Origin of the sequence: Candidatus Nanosynbacter sp. HMT-352, from assembly GCF_022819365.1 — a bacterium.
Lineage (GTDB): Bacteria > Patescibacteriota > Saccharimonadia > Saccharimonadales > Saccharimonadaceae > Nanosynbacter.
In genome coordinates, this window is the sequence record NZ_CP089289.1 from 1 (window position 1) to 25,425 (window position 25,425).

General features: G+C 40.0%; 22 protein-coding genes, 1 tRNA gene and 2 pseudogenes. 12 read left to right on the forward strand and 13 right to left on the reverse strand.

Annotated features, from left to right (window positions below):
• Positions 1–220 precede the first annotated feature (220 nt).
• Positions 221–1,072: pseudogene (locus LRM49_RS00005) on the reverse strand (DUF2142 domain-containing protein); the annotation flags it as partial.
• 61 nt (positions 1,073–1,133) lie between these two features.
• Between LRM49_RS00005 and LRM49_RS00010 the strand changes: the two are divergent.
• From LRM49_RS00010 to LRM49_RS00020, 3 genes are read left to right on the forward strand one after another with little or no spacing between them, the layout of a single operon-like run.
• Entirely contained in the window at positions 1,134–2,381 is a 1,248-nt protein-coding gene (locus tag LRM49_RS00010; RefSeq protein WP_243777862.1) for a lipopolysaccharide biosynthesis protein, read from the forward strand.
• Positions 2,374–3,231: an SDR family oxidoreductase gene (locus LRM49_RS00015; protein WP_243777863.1), complete on the forward strand. Its 858-nt coding sequence runs from the start codon at positions 2,374–2,376 to the stop codon at positions 3,229–3,231. The genes LRM49_RS00010 and LRM49_RS00015 overlap by 8 nt, the downstream gene beginning before the upstream one ends.
• A gap of 14 nt (positions 3,232–3,245) precedes the next feature.
• Complete coding sequence (locus LRM49_RS00020; protein WP_243777864.1) at positions 3,246–4,223, forward strand: glycosyltransferase family 8 protein; 978 nt, start codon at positions 3,246–3,248, stop codon at positions 4,221–4,223.
• A gap of 10 nt (positions 4,224–4,233) precedes the next feature.
• On the opposite strand, the gene LRM49_RS00025 is transcribed toward LRM49_RS00020, so the two are convergent.
• The 5 genes and pseudogenes from LRM49_RS00025 to rfbB all read right to left on the reverse strand — a co-directional run bounded on the left by LRM49_RS00025 (position 4,234) and on the right by rfbB (position 9,476).
• Entirely contained in the window at positions 4,234–5,049 is an 816-nt protein-coding gene (locus LRM49_RS00025; RefSeq protein ID WP_243777865.1) for a glycosyltransferase family 2 protein, read from the reverse strand.
• 339 nt (positions 5,050–5,388) lie between these two features.
• Positions 5,389–6,093 (reverse strand): glycosyltransferase family 2 protein, encoded by a 705-nt coding sequence (locus LRM49_RS00030; RefSeq protein ID WP_243777866.1) that lies wholly within the window; start codon positions 6,091–6,093, stop codon positions 5,389–5,391.
• Position 6,094: 1 nt separating this feature from the next.
• On the reverse strand, positions 6,095–6,958 hold the full coding sequence (gene rfbA / locus LRM49_RS00035) for a glucose-1-phosphate thymidylyltransferase RfbA (protein WP_129631894.1): 864 nt from the start codon (positions 6,956–6,958) through the stop codon (positions 6,095–6,097).
• 93 nt (positions 6,959–7,051) lie between these two features.
• Positions 7,052–8,460 (reverse strand): annotated as a pseudogene (locus tag LRM49_RS03890) (sugar nucleotide-binding protein).
• Positions 8,461–8,462: 2 nt separating this feature from the next.
• Positions 8,463–9,476, reverse strand: coding sequence for a dTDP-glucose 4,6-dehydratase (rfbB, locus tag LRM49_RS00050; protein WP_243777869.1), 1,014 nt, complete (start codon positions 9,474–9,476; stop codon positions 8,463–8,465).
• Positions 9,477–9,523: 47 nt separating this feature from the next.
• Between rfbB and LRM49_RS00055 the strand changes: the two genes are divergently transcribed.
• A complete protein-coding gene (locus tag LRM49_RS00055) occupies positions 9,524–9,961 on the forward strand; it encodes an adenylyltransferase/cytidyltransferase family protein (protein WP_243777870.1) in 438 nt (145 codons plus the stop codon).
• Between the two features lie 2 nt (positions 9,962–9,963).
• Here the strand turns inward: LRM49_RS00055 and LRM49_RS00060 are convergent, their stop codons facing one another.
• From LRM49_RS00060 to LRM49_RS00075, 4 genes are read right to left on the reverse strand one after another with little or no spacing between them, the layout of a single operon-like run.
• Entirely contained in the window at positions 9,964–11,061 is a 1,098-nt protein-coding gene (locus tag LRM49_RS00060; RefSeq protein ID WP_243777871.1) for a glycosyltransferase family 4 protein, read from the reverse strand.
• Positions 11,045–12,187 carry a glycosyltransferase gene (locus LRM49_RS00065; protein ID WP_243777872.1) on the reverse strand — a complete coding sequence of 381 codons (1,143 nt, stop codon included), beginning with the start codon at positions 12,185–12,187 and terminating at the stop codon, positions 11,045–11,047. The genes LRM49_RS00060 and LRM49_RS00065 overlap by 17 nt, the downstream gene beginning before the upstream one ends.
• On the reverse strand, positions 12,187–13,608 hold the full coding sequence (locus LRM49_RS00070; RefSeq protein WP_243777873.1) for a sugar transferase: 1,422 nt from the start codon (positions 13,606–13,608) through the stop codon (positions 12,187–12,189). Before LRM49_RS00070 ends, LRM49_RS00065 begins: the two co-directional genes overlap by 1 nt.
• Positions 13,592–14,989 (reverse strand): O-antigen ligase family protein, encoded by a 1,398-nt coding sequence (locus LRM49_RS00075; protein ID WP_243777874.1) that lies wholly within the window; start codon positions 14,987–14,989, stop codon positions 13,592–13,594. The genes LRM49_RS00070 and LRM49_RS00075 overlap by 17 nt, the downstream gene beginning before the upstream one ends.
• A gap of 34 nt (positions 14,990–15,023) precedes the next feature.
• Between LRM49_RS00075 and LRM49_RS00080 the strand changes: the two genes are divergently transcribed.
• From LRM49_RS00080 to LRM49_RS00090, 3 genes are all read left to right on the forward strand, one after another.
• Entirely contained in the window at positions 15,024–15,356 is a 333-nt protein-coding gene (locus LRM49_RS00080; protein ID WP_146424139.1) for a LexA family protein, read from the forward strand.
• Between the two features lie 41 nt (positions 15,357–15,397).
• A tRNA-Asn gene (locus LRM49_RS00085) sits at positions 15,398–15,472 on the forward strand.
• Positions 15,473–15,596: 124 nt separating this feature from the next.
• On the forward strand, positions 15,597–15,950 hold the full coding sequence (locus tag LRM49_RS00090; RefSeq protein ID WP_243777875.1) for a hypothetical protein: 354 nt from the start codon (positions 15,597–15,599) through the stop codon (positions 15,948–15,950).
• A gap of 25 nt (positions 15,951–15,975) precedes the next feature.
• Here LRM49_RS00090 and LRM49_RS00095 read toward each other — a convergent pair whose 3' ends face one another.
• Positions 15,976–16,119 (reverse strand): hypothetical protein, encoded by a 144-nt coding sequence (locus LRM49_RS00095; protein WP_243777876.1) that lies wholly within the window; start codon positions 16,117–16,119, stop codon positions 15,976–15,978.
• A 4-nt stretch (positions 16,120–16,123) separates the two neighbouring features.
• Between LRM49_RS00095 and LRM49_RS00100 the strand changes: the two genes are divergently transcribed.
• Both LRM49_RS00100 and LRM49_RS00105 read left to right on the forward strand, forming a co-directional pair.
• A complete protein-coding gene (locus LRM49_RS00100; protein ID WP_243777877.1) occupies positions 16,124–18,661 on the forward strand; it encodes a mannosyltransferase YkcB-related protein in 2,538 nt (845 codons plus the stop codon).
• Between the two features lie 29 nt (positions 18,662–18,690).
• Entirely contained in the window at positions 18,691–19,122 is a 432-nt protein-coding gene (locus tag LRM49_RS00105) for a hypothetical protein (protein ID WP_243777878.1), read from the forward strand.
• A 64-nt stretch (positions 19,123–19,186) separates the two neighbouring features.
• On the opposite strand, the gene LRM49_RS00110 is transcribed toward LRM49_RS00105, so the two are convergent.
• Positions 19,187–20,899: a family 16 glycosylhydrolase gene (locus tag LRM49_RS00110; protein ID WP_243777879.1), complete on the reverse strand. Its 1,713-nt coding sequence runs from the start codon at positions 20,897–20,899 to the stop codon at positions 19,187–19,189.
• Positions 20,900–21,087: 188 nt separating this feature from the next.
• Positions 21,088–22,281: a glycoside hydrolase family 16 protein gene (locus tag LRM49_RS00115; RefSeq protein WP_243777880.1), complete on the reverse strand. Its 1,194-nt coding sequence runs from the start codon at positions 22,279–22,281 to the stop codon at positions 21,088–21,090.
• Between the two features lie 247 nt (positions 22,282–22,528).
• On the opposite strand from LRM49_RS00115, the gene LRM49_RS03895 reads away from it, so the two are divergent.
• From LRM49_RS03895 to LRM49_RS00125, 3 genes are all read left to right on the forward strand, one after another.
• Positions 22,529–22,681, forward strand: coding sequence for a winged helix-turn-helix domain-containing protein (locus LRM49_RS03895; protein WP_445082938.1), 153 nt, complete (start codon positions 22,529–22,531; stop codon positions 22,679–22,681).
• 61 nt (positions 22,682–22,742) lie between these two features.
• Positions 22,743–24,308 (forward strand): hypothetical protein, encoded by a 1,566-nt coding sequence (locus LRM49_RS00120; RefSeq protein ID WP_243777881.1) that lies wholly within the window; start codon positions 22,743–22,745, stop codon positions 24,306–24,308.
• An 88-nt stretch (positions 24,309–24,396) separates the two neighbouring features.
• Positions 24,397–25,401 carry a class F sortase gene (locus LRM49_RS00125; RefSeq protein ID WP_243777882.1) on the forward strand — a complete coding sequence of 335 codons (1,005 nt, stop codon included), beginning with the start codon at positions 24,397–24,399 and terminating at the stop codon, positions 25,399–25,401.
• Positions 25,402–25,425 lie beyond the last annotated feature (24 nt).

The following is a 25,425-nucleotide window of genomic DNA, read 5'->3' on the forward strand; positions in this document are numbered from 1 at the left end:
ATAGCTCCTGGTCTTTCTTATTGTAGTGAAGGAGAGAAAGGAAGAGGAGGGAAAATGAGGGTATTAAGACGAAAAGAGGAAGCCCATATTTAAAAGCAGAAAATGCACCGATTATTCCTCTGATAATATCGTCAGATACTGGTAGTCGCGGATTAATATACGTATTAAACAATATAGCAATAAACTTCAATGGATTACTATGCAGAGGGTTGTGGGCTGCACCAGTAGTAAGCAGAGGTTGAGTGTATATTTGGAACCATAGCATTAAACATAGTCCTGCTAATATTGAGGCGAATATAATTAGACGCCACTTCTGAATATTAAAAGGAATCTTCTTATTTTTATTAGGAGAAAATAGGTGTTTTGGTAGGAATATTAAAGGGAAGAGCAAAAGTATGGAAACTGACTTAGTGAGTATTGAGAAGCAGAATATGAAAACAATAAGTAATTGTTGGCGGCGTGTCATTGGATGTTTCTGGCTGAATAAGTTTAATAGAGTAGCTACAGTGGTGAAAATTGCTATATTTGCCATACAATCTCCTGAGAGAGAAGCTGACAAGTGTATCATTAGTGGAAATAATCCAGTTGCCACGAATGCCCATTTACCAACACGTACCCATTTGATAATGAAATACAGAGCGATAGAATAAAATATTAAATTAAATAATCTTCCGAATAGAATCGTTATTCCCAATGATCTGTGTATAGTATTTGCTATACCGATGCCGATAGCTTGAGGTAAGTGCATAATTGGCGGATAACCAGTAGCACTACTGCATTTATGTATTTCTGTGTCGTTTTTATTGATAAGTTTTTTATAGCTAGTTATAAAATTGTTAGCTTCTGCTTCCTTCACTTTTAATAAAATATCTTTAGGTAGAGAACAGGATTTCCCTGACTCGATTCTTCCTTGAGATAATGTGTAGGAGCGCATGTAGTGATGGCCCTCATCTGCAACCGACAATAAAGGCACTGTAATTGCAGATAATACTCCAAAGAACAATGACAACGATATAAAAACATTCTCAGGCTTTTTAATAAATGATAAGAAATAGGACCAATATTTTTTCATATGCTAAGCAGATTATAAATTAGAATAATATATTGATCAAACTTGTTATACTATTAAATATATGCAGGCTCAAAAGAAGGATTATATATGGAACTCGATAGGGTCATTTTTACAGAGTGCAATTTCTCCAATTCTTCTGATTGTTATTACGCGTCTTAACGGAGTTGGTGATTCCGGGTTATTTTCTTTTGCAATGTCTCTTTCGGTGGTATTTTGGGCTATATCTTTATGGGGTGGTCGAACATATCAAGTATCCGATGTTAAAAAAGAGTTTTCTAGTGGTGATTATATTGTAGTGCGCTTTATATCATCATTAATTGTGGCGGTTTTTTCCATAAGTTTTTGCATATTAAGTGGATACGATCTTATAAAAACAGAATTAATAATGGTCTTGGTATCATTTAAGATTCTGGAGTCAATTGCTGACTCGATGTATGGGGTATTACAGATTCATAATAAATTGTATATAGTGGGAATTTCTCTAACCATGAAATCTGTTTTCGGCTTCATGCTCTTTACTCTGGTTGATATTTTGACCAAAAACATTATTTATGGCGCTTTATCTATATTTATAGTAAATATAGCAGTGGTTATTTTTTACGATATTCCATGGATGAAACATGTAGAAAGTGTTGGCTTAACTAAGAAAAATATTATACAAGCTGGAAAAATTATGAAAAAAACCGCAGAGGTGTTCGTTGTAGTTTTTTTAACGATGTTTTCTTTGAATATACCTCGTTATTTTTTGGATAAATATCATTATGACCAAATTGGGTATTTTGGAATAATGGCGATGCCGATCACTTTATTAACTCTATTTATATCATTCGTTCTTCAGCCTAATGTTGTAAATTTATCTGAATTATTGAAAAAGAAAAAAATAAATGAGTTTACTAAGATTGTTAGTAAGATAGATTTTATAACGTTTACATTGGGAATTTTATTTGTTGTTTCGAGTTATTTAATCGGAGTTTGGGCTCTTAATACTGTTTTTGGTATTGATATAAATAACTTTCGTATAGATTTAACTATTATGGTTATTGGCGCCGTAGCGAACGCTTTTGTGTCAATTTATGTTAATTTATTGATAATTCTACGTCGATTTAAGGGTCAATTTTATACTCTACTAGTTACGAATATTTTGGCTGTGATACTGTCTGTCTATTTAATTGATAGACTGGCTATGTTGGGTAGCGTGCTAGTTTTTATGATAATTAGTTTTTTACAAGCAATCATTCTTTTGTTTATATACAAGAGGTCTCTAAAAAATGTTATAATGCTTAGTGAGGATAAGGTGAGGTATGAGTAAAAAATATATAATTTTAGGAGCGGGCGGACAATTAGGTAAGGCTTTATGTGCAATTTTCCCAGATGCTAAGGCTCTAACTCATAAAGAGTTGGACATATCTGATGAAGCACAGGTAAATGCGTTTGATTGGTCTAAATATGATGTTATTTTAAATGCGGCAGCATTGGTTAATTCTGATGGTTCAGAGACTTCGGAATTAAGAGCTAAAACTTGGCTAGCTAATGCTTATGGTCCACGGAATTTAGCCAAAATTGCGATTGAGAAGAATAAAACTATCGTTCATTATTCTTCTGACTATGTTTGGGATGGGAGAAAAAAGAATCACAAAGATGATGAAATTGTTGCGCCGCTATTGGTTTACGGACAAAGCAAAGCTGCCGGCGATTTAGTAGTCAGTTTAGTGCCAAAGCATTATATTATGCGAGTATCTTGGGTAGTCGGTGATGGTCATAATATACCAAAAACCATGAAAAAACTGGCAGACATGCGTATTAATCCAAAGGTTGTTGATGATCAATTTGGACGGTTAACTTTCGCCTCAGAAATTGCTAGGGCTACTAAATATTTCTTAGACAATAAAGTGGCGTACGGATCATATAATGTGACTAATGATGGTCCAGTAAAATCATGGTACGAGATTGCTGCTGATGTATTCGAATATGCTGGATATGATCGTAATCGTGTGCATCCGGTTTCCACGGAAGAATATGCGGCAGATAAGCCAGGTTTTGCTCCACGCCCACTTAATAGTGATATGGATTTAGTGAAATTACGTCAAACAGGATTTATGCCGGTTGACTACACCGACATGTTAAAAGAATATGTTAGACATCTCCCACTAGATGAATAAGAGATTCAATAATTATGAATAAAGATATTTTAAATGTTTTATATCAGAGTGATGATAATTATGCGGCAGTAAGTGCAATTTCTATCGCATCTTTACTGGAAAATAATAAACACTTAAAACAGATTAATATTTTTTATCTTGGGCACAAGCTTAAAAAAAGTAGTATTAATAAATTTAACGAAATGGTTGGTAGTTATAAAAACGCTACAATTACCTTTGTCGACGTTTCTGGCTATCCTGATGAACTAAAGGAAATAGGCGTTAAGGCTTGGAAGGGGTTATATATAACTTGGTATAAAATGCTGGCATTCGCTAAGCTTGATATCAAGACCGATCGAATCTTATATATAAATCCGCATACGGTAATTAGTGGCGCTCTTGACGGTCTTTTGGAACTTGACTTTGAGGATAATATTTTGGCGTTATCGTATGACGCAACTATGGTTAATGCTCATAAGAATGCAATCGGCTTAAAATCTACTGACGGATATTTTAACTGCGGAATTATGCTTGTTAATCATAAAAAATGGATAAAAGACAAAATTGATTCTAAGATGCGCGAACATTTACGACATAATCATTATGAGGTGGCTGACCAAGATCTATGTAATGTCTTTTTTAAGGATAAAATTAAACTAGTTGGCGTTGAATATAATTTTTCTACTGTATTTTATGGTTATGATATCAAAAAATACATTAAAGCTAATGGTTTTATGTCAGAAAGCTTCTATAGTTATAATGAGATTATGGAAGCTTATTATGCTCCAAAGATTGTTCATTCTCAATTTGGTATAACAGGTCGACCATGGCAGGTAGGAAATGATAATCCAGTCGGCTTATTATGGCACAAGTATTTGGAGATGACTCCATGGAAGAACGCTAAAATGCCAGAAGCGAAAAAAGATATGAACTGGCGACTCTATAAATTACTATCACAAGCAATAGTTGTAAAATTATATGCTTGGGCAGTCAAACGTAAGTTTGCTAAATAAAATATTTCCATCAAAGCTTTGACAGTAGGCTGTGAGCTCGTGACGTAATGCGAGTTTTTGCGGCGAATGAAGCTTTATTCCAGTTGATACTCTTAAATTTATTGGCGAAATCGTTGTATACTTCTTTTTCTTCGTTGAATCGGATTCCGTTTTTGCTCTTTTCTTTGCTAGATAATGAGTCTGCAAATCTACGATATTGAAATGTTTCTGTCGAATCGAAACATAGAGAAGCTCCGTCAATTATCATAGTTAGTTCGATAATGACATCTTGAAGAATTTTATATCTTGGATCGAATGAGTATTTTTTAAGTGTGCTAGTTCTCCAGACAATAGACGGAAAATAGAGCCAATTACCATGACAAAGTGATGTAGCGAGTTTTTCTCCTGCTAGTACGCAAGTTTTTTTAGGATGTAATAATCGTTTGATTTTATCGACTAAAGGTAGATATGTATTACTTTTGGCGTCTATTACCTGTACACCAGGCTGGTAAAAATCAGCTTCGTTAATATTCTTTAATGCGGTTTCGACGTAATTGGGCAATAGTTTATCGTCACATCCCATAATTACACAAAAAGGAGCACTTACATGTTTAATTGCATAATTAAAATTGTTAGTAATACCTATATTTTTACGGTGTCTAATATATGTGATGCGTTTGTCGTTAATCTTACTGTAATAGTTTTTTGCAGTCTCATCTGGGTAATGATCGTCGAGAATAGTTAGATGCCATGCGTCACTAGTTTGTTCTAATACCGAATCGACAGCCTGTTTTAATAAAGAAAATTCTCCCCAATATGGAATTATTATATCTATTCTATTTTTCATTTGATAACCTTATGGACAATTCCTGATGTAAATCTCTTAACCTTCGTTCGTTTTGATCAATACGTTGACGCTGATTGTTGATTATGTAAAATAATAAAATTATTGCTGTGGTTTGTAATATATCAAATACACTTAATTCCGATGAGTCGAGCGGTGGGTGATTGATTGAAATATTATAAAGTGGAAACGATCCTACTAACACAACCATAATAATTAGCCAGATAATCAGTTGATGTTTGAAGCGTGTTGCGCTGACTCTACGGAGTTTAAATTGAGTGATTATATTAATGAGAGCCGCTAAGATAATCGGCACGTTAAGTAATACAAGAGTGATATATCTCATTCAAATAACTCCGTTAAACGTTGTTTAAATAATCGCTTGACAATATTAATAGCATTCCAGTTGTTTTGTCCTTTGGAGCGAGAATAGTCGGTGTAAATAGCTTTAATTGGGTACTCGGCAATATTCATTCCAGACTGTTTGGCACGCCAGATCATTTCAGAGCAAAATTCATATCCAGTAGATTTCCAGTCAAGATTATCGATTGCTTTTCGTGAGTAGATTCGTAGGCCAGATTGTGAGTCTGTAACGTTAGTCCCGAATAAAACATAAGTAATGAAGCTTAATCCTTTATTTCCTAAAATTTTTGTTTTTGACATGCCGTCACTGTTAATTAGTCGACTACCAATCAATAGATCTATATTAGAAGTGGAGATTTTTTTAATTCCAGCTAAAACATCTTCTGGGTCGTGTTGACCGTCGGCATCCATAGTAGCGGCAATGTCATAATTATTTTGTCGAGCGTAGGCGAGGCCGGTTAATGTGGCGCCTCCAGCTCCGGAATTCAATATATGATCAATAACTATTGCGCCGCCTTTTTTAGCTTGCTCAAGAGTGTCGTCTTTGGATCCGTCATTAATTAGCACTACATCAATAGAATATTCTTTTTTAGCCTCTGAAAATATTCTCTTAGATTTTTTAATAACATTTTTTATAACAGGAGCTTCATTGTAGGCAGGAATGATAATACAAACTTTTTTCATATTATTTATTAATTAATCTTGTAAAATAACTACCATATCCAGATTTAGCAAGTGGTTCGGATAGATTTTTTAGCTGATCTTTAGAGATCCAACCGTTGTAAAAGGCGATTTTTTCAGGACTGCCAATAATCCTACCGGTTCGTTTTTGGATAACTCTAACGAAGTCGGATGCATCAGTTAAGCTGTCAATCGTTCCTGTATCCAACCAAACGTCTCCATTATCTAAGGTTTGAACTTGCAATTTACCGCGACGTAAATATTCTGCATTAATGGATGTAATTTCTAATTCCCCTCGAGCTGATGGCTTTACGTTTTTAGCAATCTCTACTACGTCATTATCGTAAAAATATAAGCCGACAACTGCGAAGTGGGATTTTGGGGAAGTTGGTTTTTCTTCAATTGATATTGCCTGATTTTGGTCATCAAATTCAACGACACCATATCTTTCTGGGTCAGATACTTTGTAGGCAAAAACCGTGCCTCCGTCGGGATTTGTGCATTCCCGCAGAGACTCATCTAAACGCTCTCCATAAAATATATTATCTCCCAGCACTAGAGCTACTTTATCGTCACCAATAAAATCTTCACCAATAATAAAAGCTTGCGCCAGACCATCTGGAGTGGGTTGAACAGCGTATTCCAGATTTATGCCCCATTGTGATCCATTGCCAAGAAGCCTCTTGAAGCCGTCTTGATCGTCTGGAGTGGTAATTACGAGAATGTCACGAATTCCCGCTTGCATTAATGTGGTAAGCGGATAATAAATCATTGGCTTGTCATAAATAGGCATTAATTGCTTGCTTATGGCCTGAGTAATTGGCCATAATCGCGTACCCGATCCACCCGCTAAAATTATTCCTTTCATAAACCTCCTACTTTTCTGATATAAGTATAGCAAATAGGTATGTTGATTGACAAAGATAAGATTTATCGTACGAGATATTGGTACATATAGAAACTAATTAAATAATTTACTTAGTTTATCTCGCCAATCTTCTGGCGTAAATCCAGTTTTTTCAATTTTCGTTAAATTCAAAATACTATTTAAAGGACGTTTGGCTGAATCTGGTTTATCTGAGAAGTATTCGGCTGTAGAAATTGATCGCACATCCGAAGCTGGCTTGTCTGATTTTTCAAATACGATTTTAGCAATTTCAGCCCAACTAGCAAACGGACCTTCGTTGGTTATATTATAAGTTCCATATGGTAGATTTGCGTCTAAAAGATGCTTAATGCCACAGGCTAAGGTATCGGTAAAAGTTAACCTGCCGATTTGATCGCTTACTACAGACGGCTTTATGTTGCGTACCGCTAAATCTTTCATAGTATTTATGAAGTTTTTACCCTCACCGACGACCCAAGAGGTTCGGACTACATAATGCCTAGCTGTTGTAGATGCAGCTAAATCTCCGTCAGCTTTGGTTTTTCCGTAAATATTTAGTGGAGAGAAGGGTTCGTCTTCGTAATGAATTATTCGCGACCCATCAAAAACATATTCAGACGAAACGTGTACTAGAGTTAGATTGTGTTTCGTCGCTGCTTCTGCTAAAAATCGTACAGCTTGGTGATTGACAAGATCTACTTGGTGAAAGTTTTCAGGTTTCTCGGCTGCATCAACGTTAGTCCAGGCTGCGGCGTTTATAATGATCGATCCATGTTGCCAATCGAAAGAGTCGACAGCGGTTTTATTGGTAATGTCTAAATCTTGATGCGATAACGCCGTCGCATTGGGAAAAACACGCTGTAGTGCTCGTCCTAGTTGGCCATTAGCTCCAGTAATAAATACCGCTTTATTATCCATTAAATCTCCATAGGAATTACATTACTTAATAGTGGATGCGCGGCATCTTTTTCGGAAATAATTGCTTGATCCTTATCAATTGGCCAGTTGATTTTTAGTTCTGGATCAAATAAATTAACAAAAGTATATTTAGCATCTGGGAACCAATGAGCGTCAACTAGATATGTGTAGGCGACATTATCATCAAGTGTTTGATAGCCGTTAGCTACGCCTTTAGGGACGAAAATTGCCGTACCCGGATTAATCTCGTGCGTGAAAACTCGGCCGAAGCTATCTCCTTTACGGAGGTCACACCAAGCACCAAAAACGCGACCGTTAGCAGTTGATATAAATTTGTTCCAAGGCTCAGCATGAAGTCCACGAGTGGCGCCAGTTTTGTCATTGAAGCTTATATTGTTTTGTACGATATCGAACGACGGTAAGCCTAAGGCTTCCATTTTTTCTTTTTGATAATTCTCTTTAAACCAGCCGCGATTGTCGCCATGTACGGGTAATTTAATGACAAATAACCCTGGAATTGACGATTCAGTGACTGTAAGTTCATTGTAATCAGTTGGATCAAACATAATTATTGTCCTTGTTTTGCATAAGCTGCTTCAACGGCGTCTTTTTGGGCGCGCCACCAGTCTTCGTGTTCGCGATACCAGTTAATAGTTTGCATTAACCCATCGTGCATGCCTGTTTTATTATCTGTGTATTGCGGTTGCCATCCTAACTCGCGGCGTAACTTGCTGGAGTCCATTGCGTAGCGCATATCATGACCTGGACGATCGTTGACATGTTCGTACCAATCTTTACCTTTACCCATTAGTTCACAAATCAATTCAATCACCATCTTATTATTAACGTGATCATTATCTGCACCAATGATGTAGGTTTCTCCTAGAACGCCTTTTTCTAGGATTAAATGAACCGCTGAGTTATGATCATCAACATGAATCCAGTCGCGTACTTGTTCGCCAGTACCGTAAAGTTTTGGCTTGATATCACTTAAAATATTGGTAATCTGACGCGGAATAAACTTTTCAATATGTTGGTATGGTCCGTAATTGTTAGAGCAGTTTGAGATAGTTGCTTTAATACCAAAACTACGAATCCAGGCACGAACTAGCATGTCGCTGGAAGCTTTAGTGCTAGAGTAGGGGCTGGAAGGCTTGTATGGAGTGTCCTCTGTGAAGCGATTTGGATCATCAAGCTCTAGATCACCAAAAACCTCATCAGTTGAGATGTGATGTAATCTCTTATTATGTTTTCGAATAGCCTCTAGAATGGTATACGTACCAATTATATTTGTTTCAACAAATGGCCATGGATTACGTAAAGAATTATCATTGTGACTTTCGGCGGCGAAGTGTACAACTATGTCATTTTCAGCGACTAATTTGTCTATTAATTCGGCGTCACAAATATCGCCTTCTACGAATGTAATTTGGTCAGCTACAGTTTCCAAATTAGCACGATTTCCGGCGTAGGTTAATTTGTCAATAACAGTGACTTCATATTCTGGCTTGTGTTTTACGGTGTAATGCACAAAATTCGAGCCAATGAATCCCGCGCCTCCCGTGACTAGCATCTTTGTCATAAGTATAGTATATCAGGTATAATAGAGAAGTTATAGAGGAGGATATTATGAAAGTTGTAATTGTTAGCGGCTATTTTAATCCATTGCACGGTGGACATTTAGATATGATTGAGGCGGCTGCAAAAATGGGTGATTATTTGATTGTAGTGGTGAATAACGACAAACAGCAATTGCTAAAAAAAGGAAAAATTATTCTTAATGAAGAAAATCGACTCCGCTTAATGCGATCATTAAAGGGCGTGGATCGGGTGATGCTTTCTATTGATGAGAATCCTCCGGTTACTGAAACCTTAGAGATGATCGCTCGGCAATATCCGGGATGTCAATTGGTGTTTGCAAATGGTGGCGATAGATCAGCACCGGAAGTTGTTCCAGAGCGTGATGTTTGCGAAAAGTACAACATTGAAATGGTCTATGGAGTTGGCGGCTCAAATAAAGCAGACTCGTCTACTCGAATTAATCAAGCTACTGGACAGGAAAGCTAGCTTCAACTTTTCCGACCATATTTTTCATATACAGCCAAAGTTTGCTCGGCCATACGCTGCCATGAAAATGTCTTAACGTGTTTCTTGCCTTTTTTAACTAGTTCATTGCGTAATTTGTTGTCAGATAAGATGTCGTCAATTGATTTTGCTATATCCTCGACATTGAAAGGATCAAAATAGTGAGCAGCATCACCGTGGGTTTCCGGTAGGCAAGTAGCTGTGCTCGAAGCGACTGGCGCGCCGTGTAACATTGCCTCTAGTCCTGGCAAGCCAAATCCTTCACTGAGTGAAGGGAAGCAATAAACTGCCGTATTTTCATACATCCAGCGCAATTGCTCATCTGATATAAAGCCGGTAAACACGACGTTTTTAATTCCGTGCTCATTTACATATGTCTCGTGGCGAGCATAATTGCTATCTTTTTTACCTGCCAAAGCCAGTGTTAAATCTGGATATTTTTCCTGCAACAAGGCAAACGCGTCAATTAGCCGTCGAAGGTTTTTATGTGGCGTTGGTCTACCGATATACATAATGAATTTTTTACCAATCAGCTCGTCAACAGGTTCGTTGCCTTTTGGCAGTTCGTCTGCAGACTCCAAAGTTACAGTAATTTTCTCTGGGTTTACGCCGGTGAATTTAATCAAATCATTTTTTACGAAGTTAGAAATTGTGATGATATGCGAAGATTTTTTCGCAACTTTTTTATTGACCCATTTATAAATTTGCTGCTTAATCCAGAAAACGACAGGATTTTTATCTGGATTCTTAAACCTCACAGTGGTTAAATCTTGCATCGTAGTAACAACTGGGCTGGAATTATACCAAACAGGCTGCTGCACCATCGCAAAATGAACTAAGTCTGGATGGAGACTTTCAAGTTGTTTTTTAAAGCCGATTTGCTCGGCGAAAGTGTATTCTTTATAGGGGCAAATGACTTTTTTAAAGCGCGAATTGCTTGGTTGCCAACCATCGAAGTCTTTTGGCTTGAGCAGAATAACATAATCGTTTTTATTGTCAATTTTCTGCAAATAATGAATCAGTCGTTCGATGTACCGACCAGTACTAGTCCTTAATGTTCGGGCGTCAATTACGATTTTCACGATAATGTTCCTTCCATGATTTATCAACTATATTTTTTATCGCTTTATGAAAAATTGCAGCTGAAAATTCGTTGGCTGTGGCTGAGATTTTTGTTGGTGAAACTTTTTTACCAGGAAGTTTCTCTAAGGTTTTTATCAATGAAGAATCTGTTTGCTCAGAAAAGAACCAGCCGTTTTTTTCGGGTTTTATATAATCAAGCGCGCCGCCAGCTTCATACGCAACCACTGGAATACCAGACGCCAACGCTTCAACTGGCGCGATTCCAAAATCTTCGTGTGAACAAAAAATAAACAAATCTGCTTTTTTAATATATTTTTCTCGTGTGGCATTATCGACAAATCCTAAGAAATTAGTATGTTTATCGGCGATATTTTTTAGATTATCAACATCTGGACCTTTTCCAATAATATCTAATTGCCAGCCAAGTTTCTGACAAGCTTTAATAGCAATGTCAAGCCGTTTCATTGGCACAATTCGCCCCCAAATCAGGCAGCGAGGTTTTTTTGGGATGGACGTTTGCTTGCGATTTTTAGCAAGCGGCGAAAAGCTCGATACGTCAATTGGCGGAAAAATAACCGTACTTTTTCGTTTATAAAACTCTTCAATGTCAGCCTGAATTCCCGTAGAGTTGGCGATAAAAACATCAACTTGCTGAGCGGCGTTAAAATCTCGTTTTTTCAGTGGTCGGACTAGGGTTTTTAAGCCTAGGCGCGCCAGCCATTGTGGGCGAAAACTTGGTCGTTTGATGTATTCGTCGTAGTGTCGCCAATAAAAATGTGTTGGCGTGTGGCAATAGCAAATATGAAGTTGATCTGGTCTGGATTTGCGGACGAATTTTGCCTCACCATTTCCCGAACTGGAGATGATAATGTCAAATTCGCTAAGATCAAGCTTAGCAAACCACCACTGTCGAAGAAGCGGCAATAATCGTCGGATTTTTGAAAACGGCCATCGCTGTAAATAGCCAGTAACGACTTTATTGTCTAACCTTTCTCGCCATTCATCGCTACAAAAAGAAGTGTAAATTGGTGCATCTGGGTACAATTTGTGAATTTCCAAAACGACCTTTTCGGCTCCGCCGCCGTAAATCCAATCGTGAACTATGGCAATTTTTGGCTTACTCATTAATTATCTTTCTGGAAAATAACCAAGCAGGTTTTTAATAAAATCGTGATGTCCAGCCAGAGACTCCAGTTTTGAACATAATATAAGTCAATTCGTCGCCGTTCTTCAAAGCTGATGCTGCGTCGACCAGAAACTACAGCCAGTCCAGTGAGTCCTGATTTGACCGCTAATAAAACGTGTTTTTTGTCGTAGGCGCTTAACTCGTGTGGCACCAGCGCTCGCGGTCCGACTAGGCTGATATCTCCCCTAACGACGTTGAATAATTGTGGCAATTCATCAAGGCTAAATCGACGAATAAATCGACCAACTGGCGTTACACGAAAATCATGATCAAGCTTATCGCCGTTTTTGCGGTATTCTTCAATTAGCTCAGGCTTACCTACCATTCGAAACACTTCTTCGTCGGTTTTGCCGTCAAACTTTGCGTAATGCGAGCGGAATTTATAGACCTTAAACGGTCGATTGTAACGAGTGAGGCGTTTTTGCTGTTTACCGTGCATTAAAATCGGTCCCGCTGGGTCGCTGATTTTTACGGCAATTGCCACCAAAAGCATAATTGGCGAGGCGATGATAATCCCAGCTGTTCCACCGATAATATCCATAATTCGCTTAACAATTCGCCCATAGCCCATTAACGGTGTCGGATGAGTGTGAATTAGCGGCACGGAGTCGATGATATCAATAGTGTGTTTGGTGGTCATAATTCCGTCGAATTCCGGCGCTTGATAAAAATCCAGATAATGTTTCTGGGCAATTTGATAATGTTCGCTAACGTTTTTTGAGTCGGTTTGGATGATAACATCAATTTTATCCATGGTGAGCGCCGATTCTAATGACGAGCGTCGAAGCTTTTTTAATTCAATAGGAATGAACTGGGTTTGCGCAACAATTCCGCTAATCTTAAAACCAGTTAACGGATTGGTTTCTATGAAATCAGCCAGAACGTGAGTTAAATCACAATTGCCAATTAATACAACACGACGCGCACCCAAACCGCGCTTTAATAGCTTCAGGCGAACAATATTGGCGGCGCTGCGGAAAATCATTAGTAAGATGAAGCCAATTCCGGTGGCGTAAACCGCGACAAGCTTGGCTGGGAATAACGGAGTGTTGGTAAAGAACGTCACGGAAATCATTATCATAATTCCAGTGATTGATGCCAAAAGTATTCGTCCAAAGTTTCGCAATGGGTGCGTGTAAATCTCTCGGTCGTATAAGCCAAAGAAATAGAACATCACGATCCACAACGGCAACGTCATAAAAATTGAGGTAATAAAATCTATAGCATTAATGCTGATATGGAATGGTCTAGGGTCTAGGGAAATTCGCAAAATATAGGCAATAGTAAATGCACTTAATAAAGCTAAGATATCAAGAATGACCAGAGCAATTTTGAAGTAAAAATCAGACTTTTTCCGCATAATCTCTGGGGTAATTATACAAAAATATGCCGATTATAGCAAAACAATGAATCGTATTTATAAAACTGCCAAAAAACCAGAAATGCACAAACATCGCGATGGTTAGAGATAAGATAAATTGAGCTTTAATTTTACGGATATTTTTTATGGCAAAAAATGTAATCGTCAATGGGGCGATTAGAAGAGTAAATAGTCCAACAATTCCTAAGCCGCTGAGTAATAATATATAAAAAACGTAGACTGTTTGGTCCGCTGGGACGTTTACGTGAAGGTGTTTTTGGATGAAATTTCCAAGGTTGCCGAGCCCGACGCCGAAGAAGAACGTTCGTGGCGATGATAGCCAGGATTTTACGGCCAGGTCACTAGCGCTAAGTCTGTCGTTGGCGGAAGCTTCAACAAAACCGGCAGGCTGGAAAGAATTGTTGCTTGACGGAACGTTTTCGGCGGGTTTTGGTGACAGATTTTTGGTGATGGATTTTTGCGGAATCTTAATTTTCCCGAGAGATAATTGATCGACCATACTGACGAAGGTATTGTGCGCAATGAAAGGCGTATTGGCATATCTAATGTTGGCTGACGAGAATAATAAGGTGAATCCAAATAGTAATCCAGCGAAGATGATTGGAAGTTTTTTACGAATAAAAGATGCGTCAATTCGTTTTATGAAAGCGATTATCAATAAGGCTGTGATGGCTAGAAAAATTGCCAAAAATCCGCCACGAGAAAATGTTAAAGATATGGCAAGAGTCGTGAAAAATAGGCTAAATTTGGCTAAGCGAGATTTTGATTGAAATAGCGCAATGAAGAATGCTGGAAGTAGAGAATTGGCGAAGAATTGCGGTTCGGCGGCGAATAAATTGATTCGTGGAAATCCAAAAACGTCGGCTTTACAGCCAGCGCAAAGCGTACCAAATCCTGTTGGCTCAAAAGTGGCGACGACGAGCTGAATGATTGCTAAAATCCCAAAAACTAGTCCGCTCCATAATCCGATTCTGATGAGTTTACGTTTTTCTGATTTTGACAATTCGCCGTAAATTAAGCCAGCGGATAATCCGACGGCGAGTAGGAATAATAGCGATAACGAATATAACGCGGTGCGCAGGCGCGCTTCTGCGAAAAATATGCCGACGACGATGGCGATAAAAATTGCCAAAAATCCGCCGATTAGCCATCGGTTTTTCAGTAATTCTTGGCGTTTTTTAAGTAGTAATGGCAAGGAGAATAACAATAGGCTTACGGCAACGATTTGGTATAATCCTACGCGCAGTGACGGGAAATCCAGAATTGATAAGCCGACGCTGGGATGCAGGGCGAAGCCGCCGCCAAAAATAATAATAGCCAATAGCCAGAATCGAATGTCGTTAATATATTTTTTTGCCATATTTTAAGTATAGCGTATGGTGTATACTTTAGATATGAAACTGACGAAAAAGCAAAAAATAATGTTGGATTTTATCGATGGGTTTATAAAGGGCAATGGCTACAGTCCGACGCTTCGGGAAATTATGCGCGCCTTGGGTTATAAATCGGTGTCGACGGTAGCAAAACACGTTGATAATTTGGTGGCTGCGGGGTTTTTGGAGAAGCAGGACGGCGAAGTTAGGTCTTTGACGCTGAGTAGTGAGAAAAAAGAAGTTTGGTGGCAGAATTTAGCGAAAGAAATTAAGAAGAGAGAAGCTGAAGATGACGAAAAATCACGCTCGGAAGTGGAGATTTTAAAAAAAGCATTGGAAATTGTCCGTCAGTAACTTTACAACTATTCAAAAACTCGCTATAATACAAGACATATTCCGGCATAGCTCAGTGGTAGAGCGGTTGGCTGTTAACCAATAGGTCGCTGGTTCGAGCCCAGCTGCCGGAGCCAAATTGAATTTTAAGACTTCAACAAATATAGTTGAGGTCTTTTTATTGTTTTTGCAGTTATACATTTCTAATAACGCGGAATAGGTGAGATAATAATGATTATGAATAACACTTATTGCGATGGCATGTGGGCTAGATTTCTTTCTAGTCAATGTCTGCGGGATGATTTTAAGAGCAGCTCAAGAAGTAATGATTTAAAGGATATTTTTAACTTTGTCAGTAGTTTGGCGGAAAGCGCTGAAGATTTTGAGCAGCGATCTCCAGTGATTGCGCATATTGATCTTTATGGGCATACTGCTGTAGATGGCTACCCGTATGTTCTGCTGATGGAAAATGAATTGCCAGAGATACGAAAGTTAGCGGAAGAGAGACAAGAGGTTGACATTGTTAAGCAGATAGATGATTTGATGAGGTTTATAGAGTTGGGTGTTAATGGCGCAGATGGCGATGTAGTTTTATTGGTCTTTGATGGCATGTAGGCATTCTGAGATATTTGCAGATGTCTTAAAGCATTTTTACAGAACGCTTGTTTATAGTGGTTTGCATAAGAGCAATAACCACACCCCAACCATTAGCTAGGTCGCGACTTATTACGTCCGATTCTAGTTCATCGCCGTTTCGGGCGATAGATAATCCATTTGTCGACATAGTCGTGCCGGTGCTGAACGAGGAGAAAATTCTTCAAAGCAGCATTGAAACGCTTGACGAATACATGATGGAAAATTTGCCATATCGTTATAAGATAACGATCGCGGATAATGGCAGTCAAGATAACACCTTAAAAATAGTGAAAAGCTTAGCACAAAACCATCAATCAGTTCGTGTTGTAAGGCTGGCTAAACGCGGTCGCGGGCGAGCATTAAAGCAGGTTTGGCAAAGCAGTCAGACGGATATTCTGACGTATATGGATGTCGATTTGTCTACCAGTTTGGATGATTTTCTACCGATGATTCAACCGCTTGTGGCGGGCGAAGCTGGTGTGGCGATTGGTTCTCGATTGATGAAAAAATCAAAGACCAGTCGCGGTTTTAAGCGGGAGTTTATTTCACGGTGCTATAACAAGATTATAAAATTGACGTCGCGTACCAAATTTAGCGATGCGCAGTGCGGATTTAAGGCAATTCGTAGTGACGTGGCGAAGAGATTTTTGCCAAAAATTAAGGACAATGAATGGTTCTTCGACACGGAGCTTTTGATTAAAACGGAGCGCGCGGGCGTGCCGATTCATGAGCAGCCAGTCACTTGGATTGAAGATACTGATAGTCGTGTGAAGATTGTAAAAACTGCGGTCGATGACTTAAAAGGACTTCATCGAGTTAATAAGGAATTGGACAATCGTTCGTGGTTTGAGAAAATAGCGTTTCCGATTCTGTTGATTGCGACGGGCGCGTTGTATTTGTTTGGCGTGATGCATAATGGTATGGCGAATAGTTATTACGCGGCGGCGGTACAGGCGGCAAGCCAAAACTGGACGGCGTGGTTGTTTGGCAGTTTGGATGCGGCGAATTATGTTTCAATCGACAAGCCTCCACTGGCGACGATGATAATGGGACTTAGCGCTCGACTGTTTGGATTTTCCAACTTTTCAATGTTACTACCAAGCGTATTAGCGGGCGTCGGTTCGGTTTGGTTGTTATATTCGGCGGTGAAACGGCAATTCGGCTTTACTAGCGCGATAATTTCTGCAGTCACATTAATGCTAACTCCTGTTGCGGCGTTAATGTTCGGATTTAATAATCCAGATGCTATTTTGACATTTATGCTCACCGCTAGCGGTTACGCATTTCTCAGATCATTAGAGGGCAGGCGACCGCTTTTATGGCTCGGTCTGGCGGGACTATTTACGGGACTAGCGTTTAACACGAAAATGCTTCAGGGCTTGATGGTTTTGCCCGCGATGGTAATTGTCTATCTAGCGTTCGCCAAGCCGCCAATTGTTACGCGATTTCTACATTTGATGTTTGCGGGCGTGATTACGACGGTGTCGACTTTATGGTGGAGCGTGCTTGTTTGGTTGACGCCGTCTGGCAATCGACCGTGGGTTGGTAGTACGAATGACAATAGTATTTGGAGTTTGATTTTTGGCTATAACGGATTTGGTAGGCTATTAGGAAACCGCGGCGGCGGAGGTGGCGGAACTCCTCCGAGTGGTGGAATGGCAATAGTAAGCCCTGGTGGAATGGGTGGCGCTCCCAGTGGTGGTCATGGTCCTGGCGGCACTGGATTCGGTGGACAGACTGGAATATTCAGGATATTTAATAATGATTTCGGACCGAACATCGCATGGTTGCTAGTCTTAGCATTAGCAAGTGGCGGACTACTTTTATGGATTTTACGCAAGACTCCGCGGACTAATCGTGGACGAGCGGCAGTGATATTCTGGACGCTTTGGCTGATCATTCACATCGTAATATTTAGTATGACTAGTGGCGTGATTCATCCGTACTACGTGGTGGTTATGGCGCCAGCTGTCGCGGCTCTGGTTGGAATTGGCGTACCGTTTCTGTGGGGTGCGTACGTCAGACGAAAGTCGTATGCTTGGATTTTGCCTATGCTGGTCGGTGTAACGGCGGCGATTGCGATAATTATTCTTAGCTACGCTGGTACGATGACTTGGCTAATGTGGACGGTTGGCATTCTGGGGGCTATCGGTATGATTGGACTATTAGTCAATTTGTATACACCGAAACGTTGGCTTCAGAATTTAGCAATTATCACCTCCGTGGCTGCGTGTATGACCGCTCCAGTTGTCTACACGCTGTCGACCGTCAACGTCACGCATACGGGCAGCATTCCGACGGCTGGCCCGAGTTCAACAGCGATGCAGGGAAGTAATAATGAGAAATCGCAAGCTGACAGTGCGCTGGTTCAGTATCTTTTACAAAATCAAAATGGCGCGACTTGGTTGGTGGCGGTGGATAGCGCTAATGAATCAGCGGCAATTCAGCTAACTAGCGGTCAGCCAGTCATGGCAATTGGCGGATTTAACGGCAGCGACACGCCGCTCACGCTTGAGCAATTTAAGCAATTGGTGGCGGACGGTAAATTGAAATATTACGCCGCCAGCTCGCACGGTCATGGTGGCGGTCCAAACGGTGGAAATAGCGAAATCACAAATTGGATTAAGAAAAACGTTAAAGTCGTTAATTATGGAGGTAGTGATGTAACATTATACGAACTATCTGCATAAGAAATAAATTTAACTAAAGGAGAAATATTATGAGAAAATTAGACCAAGAATCTCAAACAACACCAGAAAATATCTTTAACAATTCGGAAAGCACTTCGAATGAAAAACGCTCAATTAGCGTCGGCGCGGCAATGGGAATAGCAATTGGTGGCGTGGTTTTGTGTGGACTGGGATTTGTTGCGGGTATGCAAGTTGGCGGCTCGAGCGGAAGCCAAACGGGCGGGCAAGCTGGCGGCCCTCCAGGAATGAGCCAATCTCAAGGCGGTCCTGGCGGATATAGGCAGCAATCTGGCGGAAATGGCAGCACGTCTCAAGTTCAATCTGATCAATCGGGACAATCGGGTTCATCTTCGGTTGGGCAAACTCCGTCAGCTCAAAATAGCACAACTAACACGCCGCCATCAGACGCTTCACAGTCTGGTGTGACACCGCAACCAACTTCTCAATCCTCTCGACAATAAAAACCTAGTTCTCAATAAAAAATTACCACCTCATCGCGGGGTGGTAATTTTATGTAGTTGCAAGTTAGCGTAGAATTAATAGTCCTGCAGCAACTAATGCTAGGGTGGCTATAACACCTAAGAAGACATTAAATCCTGTGTTTGCAAGTAGTCCACTTATAGCATTCTGAGGCTTATTAGCTGGATTATGAGCGGCAGCTGGCGGATTCCCAGGCTGAGGTTGAGGTTGAGGCTGTACTGCCCTAGGGATTGCTGATGTATCAATAGCCAGAGTGCCGCTAAACGTAGTTGAAACTGTTCCGATTGTTATACTTCTGGTCCAAGGAGTATTCAGTATAGGAGATGCTCCGCTAGCTGGCAGTGACAGTAGCTGAATGTTTCCAGGAGTTGCCGTGTCGTTAATGACTTCTGCTGAGTTGGTCACGGAGACTACATTTCCTGCCAAATCCTTTAATGGCGAAGCGAATGACTTGTCGTTAGGCTTAGCATTAGCTCGCTGATCTTCAAGGTGTAGGGAAGTTAGAGATGTTAATCCAGTTAGTGGACTTATGTCGGTGATAGAATTCTCTTTTAGAGACAGGGTCTTTAGAGAAGTTAGGCTAGATAGTGGGCTTAGGTTTGAGATTGAGTTGTGGTTTAATGACAAATTCTTAAGGTTTTTGGCGGCTTCTATTCCGGTTAGGTCGGTAATGTTTGAGTTGTCCAGGTTAAGATCTGTCAATTTTTCTAGCTCTACGTCAGTAATCTTTTGATTGTCTGTACGAGTTGTGCCAAGTTTTTCTCCCAGTTTTTTATTAAGTAGCTTACGTAGTTCTGTATCTTTTACTTCAATCTCTTTAGGTTGTCGTCTTTGGTATATACGAACGTAGTCGACTGACATAGTTGCAGGGAATGTGCCTGGTTCTTCTGCTACGACATTGTAGGCATTCGACCATTTACCACCAGGGCCGTCGATATAAGTACCGCCAATTGCCATGTTAAGACGCAGGAAGAACGGTACGTCGAATGGTCCGTGCGGTGTGTTTGCGGCATTTGGTTGACCAAATCCTTCAACTGTATGATAGCTTTTTCCATCAATGAAGTATTCTAGCTTTCCTTCGGTCCATTTTACTCCATATGTATGCCAGTCAGTAGTATTTGAAAAGCCTGCCGGTAGGTCCGATTTGTGGCTGTTCTTGTGTGTCTTATTGGTTATGGATTTTCCCCAGTGTGCATCCGCGGCAGCATAGTCCAAATCAGAACCCTTTGTTTCTACGATGTCGATTTCGCCATTCATAGGCCACCCGTCACCGTATCTTTTTTCATTAGGGCTCATCCAGAATGCTGGCCAGGTGCTCTTATTATTTGGCATTTTTATTCGAGCCTCAAAATATCCGTAAGTCCAGGTTTTTTTGTCTCTTGTTTCTATAAATCCAGAGGTAAAATCTTTATTTTTGCCCTTATTACAGGTTACGCCTGGTTTATATAGACCGATCAGATTCAGGCTACCTCCACTGACGTTTATATTTTCCGCGGATTCTGTATAGCACCCCTGAACCTCACTAGCGTTCCAGCCTCCTATGTATGGAGACCATACGTTCGTATCTAGTGAATCTCCATTAAACTCATCTGACCATACTTTCTCGTATTCACTATCTGTTGGCGGATATGGACTTCCTGCACTTTTGGCATTATCTATAGGCATAGTAAACAACGCCCCGCCAATAATAACCGCAGCGGCCATTAATCCAGTTACCGACTTAAGCTTTGTATTCAAAAAACGTTTTTTTATTAACATTTTTTATCTCTCCCAATATTTTGATATTTAACACCACTATAACAATAAGCGGAATAAAAGTAAAGTTTAGTATGTAGTTATTTTAACAACAGAACTATAGAGATGTCGAATACTGGAGTTTCAGGTTGAAATAAAAAATTGCCACCCCGTAATGAGATGACAATTTTCCTGTAAACACTTAAGTCGAATTAGCGATTAATCGTTAGGTTTACTGATTTTAGAGATTTGATATTAGAAACTGCTCTTAGGTCGAAGACAGAGTTGTTCTTAAGAGACAAAGTCTTAAGGTTTTTAGCCGCCTCTAAGCCTGTTAGGTCGTGAATCTTTTCTGCTTCTGATGCGTTGTCGGCTGCGTCCAAGTTAAGGTCTGTCAATTTTTCCAACTCTACGTCAGTAATTTTTTGATCGTCTTTACGATTAGTACTAAGCGCTGTTGACAATTTTTTATTAAGTTGAGCGCGCAAGTTATTGTCTGGTACGTTAACTTCTTTAGCTGTTCGCCTTTCGTATACGCGGACGTAATCGATTGACATAGTTGCCGGGAATGACTTTGGATATTCAGCTAGAGCGTTGTAGGCATTTGACCACTTGCTACCATTGCCGTCAATGTAGTCGCCGCCGATTGCCAAGTTAAGTCGTAGAAAGAACGGCTTGTCGAATGGGCCGTAAGGTGTGTTTGCTGCGTTTGGCCATCCAAAACTACTGACGGTATGGAACTTTACGCCGTCAATGTAATATTCCAATTTTCCTTCAGTCCATTTTACGCCGTAAGTGTGCCACTGAGTAGTGTCTTTAAATCCAGCTGGCAATTTTTTACCTTGGGCATGCTTCTTGTATCCTGGTGAGATTCCCCAGTGAGCATCTGCTGCTGCGTAATCTAAGTTAGAGCCTTTAGTTTCTACGATATCAATTTCACCACTGCGAGGCCAACTACCATATGCAGATTCGTTAGGACTCATCCAGAATGCTGGCCAAGTACTCTTATTATTCGGCATTTTTATGCGAGCTTCAATATAGCCGTAAGTCCAAGCTTTTTTGCCCTTCGTTTCTACGAATCCAGAGGTGAAATTGCCGCTTTTTTCATTGCCACTACACTTTTCGCCTGGCTTATATAACCCAACCAGATTTAGACTGCCATCTTTAACATTCACGTTTTCTTCTCTATTTCTATAGCAACTTTGAACGTGGTTCGCACCCCATCCGCCACTGCGCACATTCCAAGATTCTGCGTCTAATGACGTGCCATTAAATTCATCACGCCAAACAGGCTCTTGATTCCAGTTGGCGCTATCATTTAGTGGATAATCATCGCTAACAGTATTCTTAGCTTGTACGGTTGGCAAGGTAAGTAGTGATCCACTGACAACTAATCCAGCTATCATTATGCCGGTTAATATTTTAACTTTTGTATTTAAAAAGCGTTTTCTTATTAACATACACTCCCCTTAAATTTATGTTAGACACCAATTATAACAACAAGCATTATAAAAATAAAAGAAGAATAGTCAATTTTACAGCAAAATTAAAGAACCATTATTTACTATATAAATAGCATTAATTAGAGGAATAATTACCATGAAAAAGGTATAAATGAGAACAAGTTAATTTAACAACAAACCTACGGCGACGATGACCTCGCAGGAGATTAACTTGACCGCTAAGGAATATGGTGTTCTGGAATATTTGATGCGGAACAAAGGTAAGGTTTTATCGAAAGAACAGATAGAATATATAGTTTTTTTTGTTGTATTTTATACAATTATGCTTGTAAAGCTCATTTAGTAATGATATTGTGAAGTCACAAATTAAATTAAAACACAAACGTGTACGGGAGGGAAACAAAATGGGTGTTTCTTATACTAAAATAATCGGCGCCGCGTCGGTGGCGGCTATTGTTGGCATAGTGGCGCTTCATTCGCCGGTAAGTGCTGCGCCAGCTTCATTTACGTGGACTGGCTCAGCTGGTGACCATAAAATGTCAACCGCTGGTAACTGGAAAGAAGGTCAGGTACCAACAGAAGGTTCTAAGTTGGTATTTAAGTGTGTTGATGGGCCTAATGAAAACATTCAGAACGATTTAACGGTAGCTCTGTCAGGATTAGAGGTTAAAAAGGGTAGTCTTCCTGACGACAAATTTTGCGCCTATTATCGCATTGATACGATGCGATTTACCTCAAATGCTGAATTTACTGGCGACGAGACTAGTAGCGACAGTAAAGATAAAATACCAGGTGTTCATATTACAGGCGCTGTCACTGGCTTATCAAATCTGAAATCGAATGGATTTGATGGTAGATTTGATGGCAAACCGACAATAAGCCGTTTTGAGGTTACTAATGCTGGATGTAATAATATAGATGGTTATATAAAAGCTGCAGAAAAAATTGTCGGAGAAAATGCTAGTGTGTCGCTAGCTGGCGCTAATAGTATCTTGGTTAAAAATAAAGGCCAGTTAGATATTGATTATTATGACAATGAAACAAGTTCTAGCAAAATCACTTTTGAAAATGGTGCGATGATTTCTCACGGAATGGGTTGTCAAGGCGGCGGTGGTGGTAGTGCTTCGAGCGTAACGACTGTTCTGTCTGGTGACATTGTACTTAACGGTGATGTTGAATATCGGCTAGCGTCAAATGTCACATTGAAGATTACCGGTAAACTTAGTGGTCCAGGTAAGCTGGTTGCGCATAAAGATAATGAAGGTACAGTACTGGTTGAGTCTTCAAATAACACCAGTGGCACGCCGAATGGTCAGATTGGTAATGCTCATGAAGCTAAAACAATACAATTAGACGGCGACAAACCTGATGAGTTTGTGACTGTTAAAAAAGGTGAAACAGTTTTACTAAATGGTAGCCGTTCTGAGGTAAGTGTTGATGAAGGCGGCGTGTTCGGTGGTGACGCTACTGTGAAAAGTCTTTATGTATCAGGTGTTGTTGCTCCGGGTAATTCACCAGGTAAAATTACCGTATTGGAAACCTTCGCTCTACAGAATACCGGTGTTTATAAGGCGGAAATCTTAAACAAAGATCACTATGATCAGATTGTTGCACATGATGTTTATCTAAATGGTAGTCTAGACTTAACATACTTGGCTGGTGGTGTCATTAAGAAGGGCGATACCTTTACGATAGTCAGCAACAACGGCACTAACCCTGTTCAAGGAACATTTAAGGACTTACCTGAAGGTGCAGAGGTAACTGTAAGCGGTGCAACCTTCAAGATTAGTTATGTTGGCGGTGACGGTAATGATGTTGTACTGACGGCACAGAATGACTCAAAAGCTCCAAAAGCTCCAAATACGGGTGGTGAAAAATTGTCTGTTAATTTGATTGGGGCTATAGCTGGAGTAGCTTCAGCAGCCGCTCTGCTATTCGTAACAAAGCGAAAGAGTCTTAGCAAGAAGTAAAGAGCCGAAGTAAAGGCTTAAAAAAACCGACAGGCACGCCATAAGCGGTTTGACGCAGAGCGTGCCTGTTGGCTACAATGAGGTAGGTATGATACGGGGAGAACGAAATATACGCAATTTACAGACACCGCCAAAGGCTAGGGGTCGAGTGGTCGTACCGCGACGCAGGCTGATGAGTGATATTGTTGTAAATGTGACTGATAGTGTGAATATGAAACATACTGCAGATATTGCTCATCATTCTGCGTCGACTAAGACAAAACAGCCTCGGCAGTGTATAAAATCAAAGAAACCTACGCTAATTAATAAAAAACTGACTCGAGCAGCCCGCTTGCTAGATGTCTACGGAGAATCTGTGATTGTCGGCGATTTTCGGGGTAGTAAGCGGAGACGTATTAAGCAATCTTTGCGAAATATTTTAGGTGGTAATTTTCGTAAAAAGCTTCCTGGCGTAATTGCAGTTATTCTTTTGACAGTCTCGATATATTCGTTTGTTGACTCTTGGCTGTTGAATAGTCGAATAAAGAACGCCGTTAATGGGGCGCCAGTAACAGCACGCAGCGATGATTCTAATGACCGTAGAAGTAGTGAAGGTAAAGATGAAACTAAAGTGTCTAATGATGCTATTGCCAAATATAGGGTTGCTGCAGATTTGCCGCGAGTCATCACCATTGAGAAGTTGGGGGTTAAGGCTAGGGTTTTGCAAATGAGCGTCAATTCGGATGGTTCAATGCAGTCTCCTGTCAACATCTTTGATGCTGGATGGTATACCGGCAGTGTTAAGCCAGGTCAGCTGGGGGCATCTATTATTGTCGGACATGCATCCGGTACAACGTTGGGCGGGATTTTTAATAAACTAGAATCTCTAAATACTGGTGATACGATTAGTGTCGAGCGTGGCGACGGTAAAATACTACGTTATCAGGTGATAAAAAAACAAACAGTTAAATTATCTGATGTGGATATGAATAGTTTTATTCGGCCAGCTGATGGTGTATCTGAGGGTCTGAACTTGATGACGTGCGCAGGGGAATGGATAAAAAATTCCCAAACTCGTGATCGTCGAGTGATGATATTTACTAAGCGGATTTAAGTTGTCTGATGTTATAATTTATGC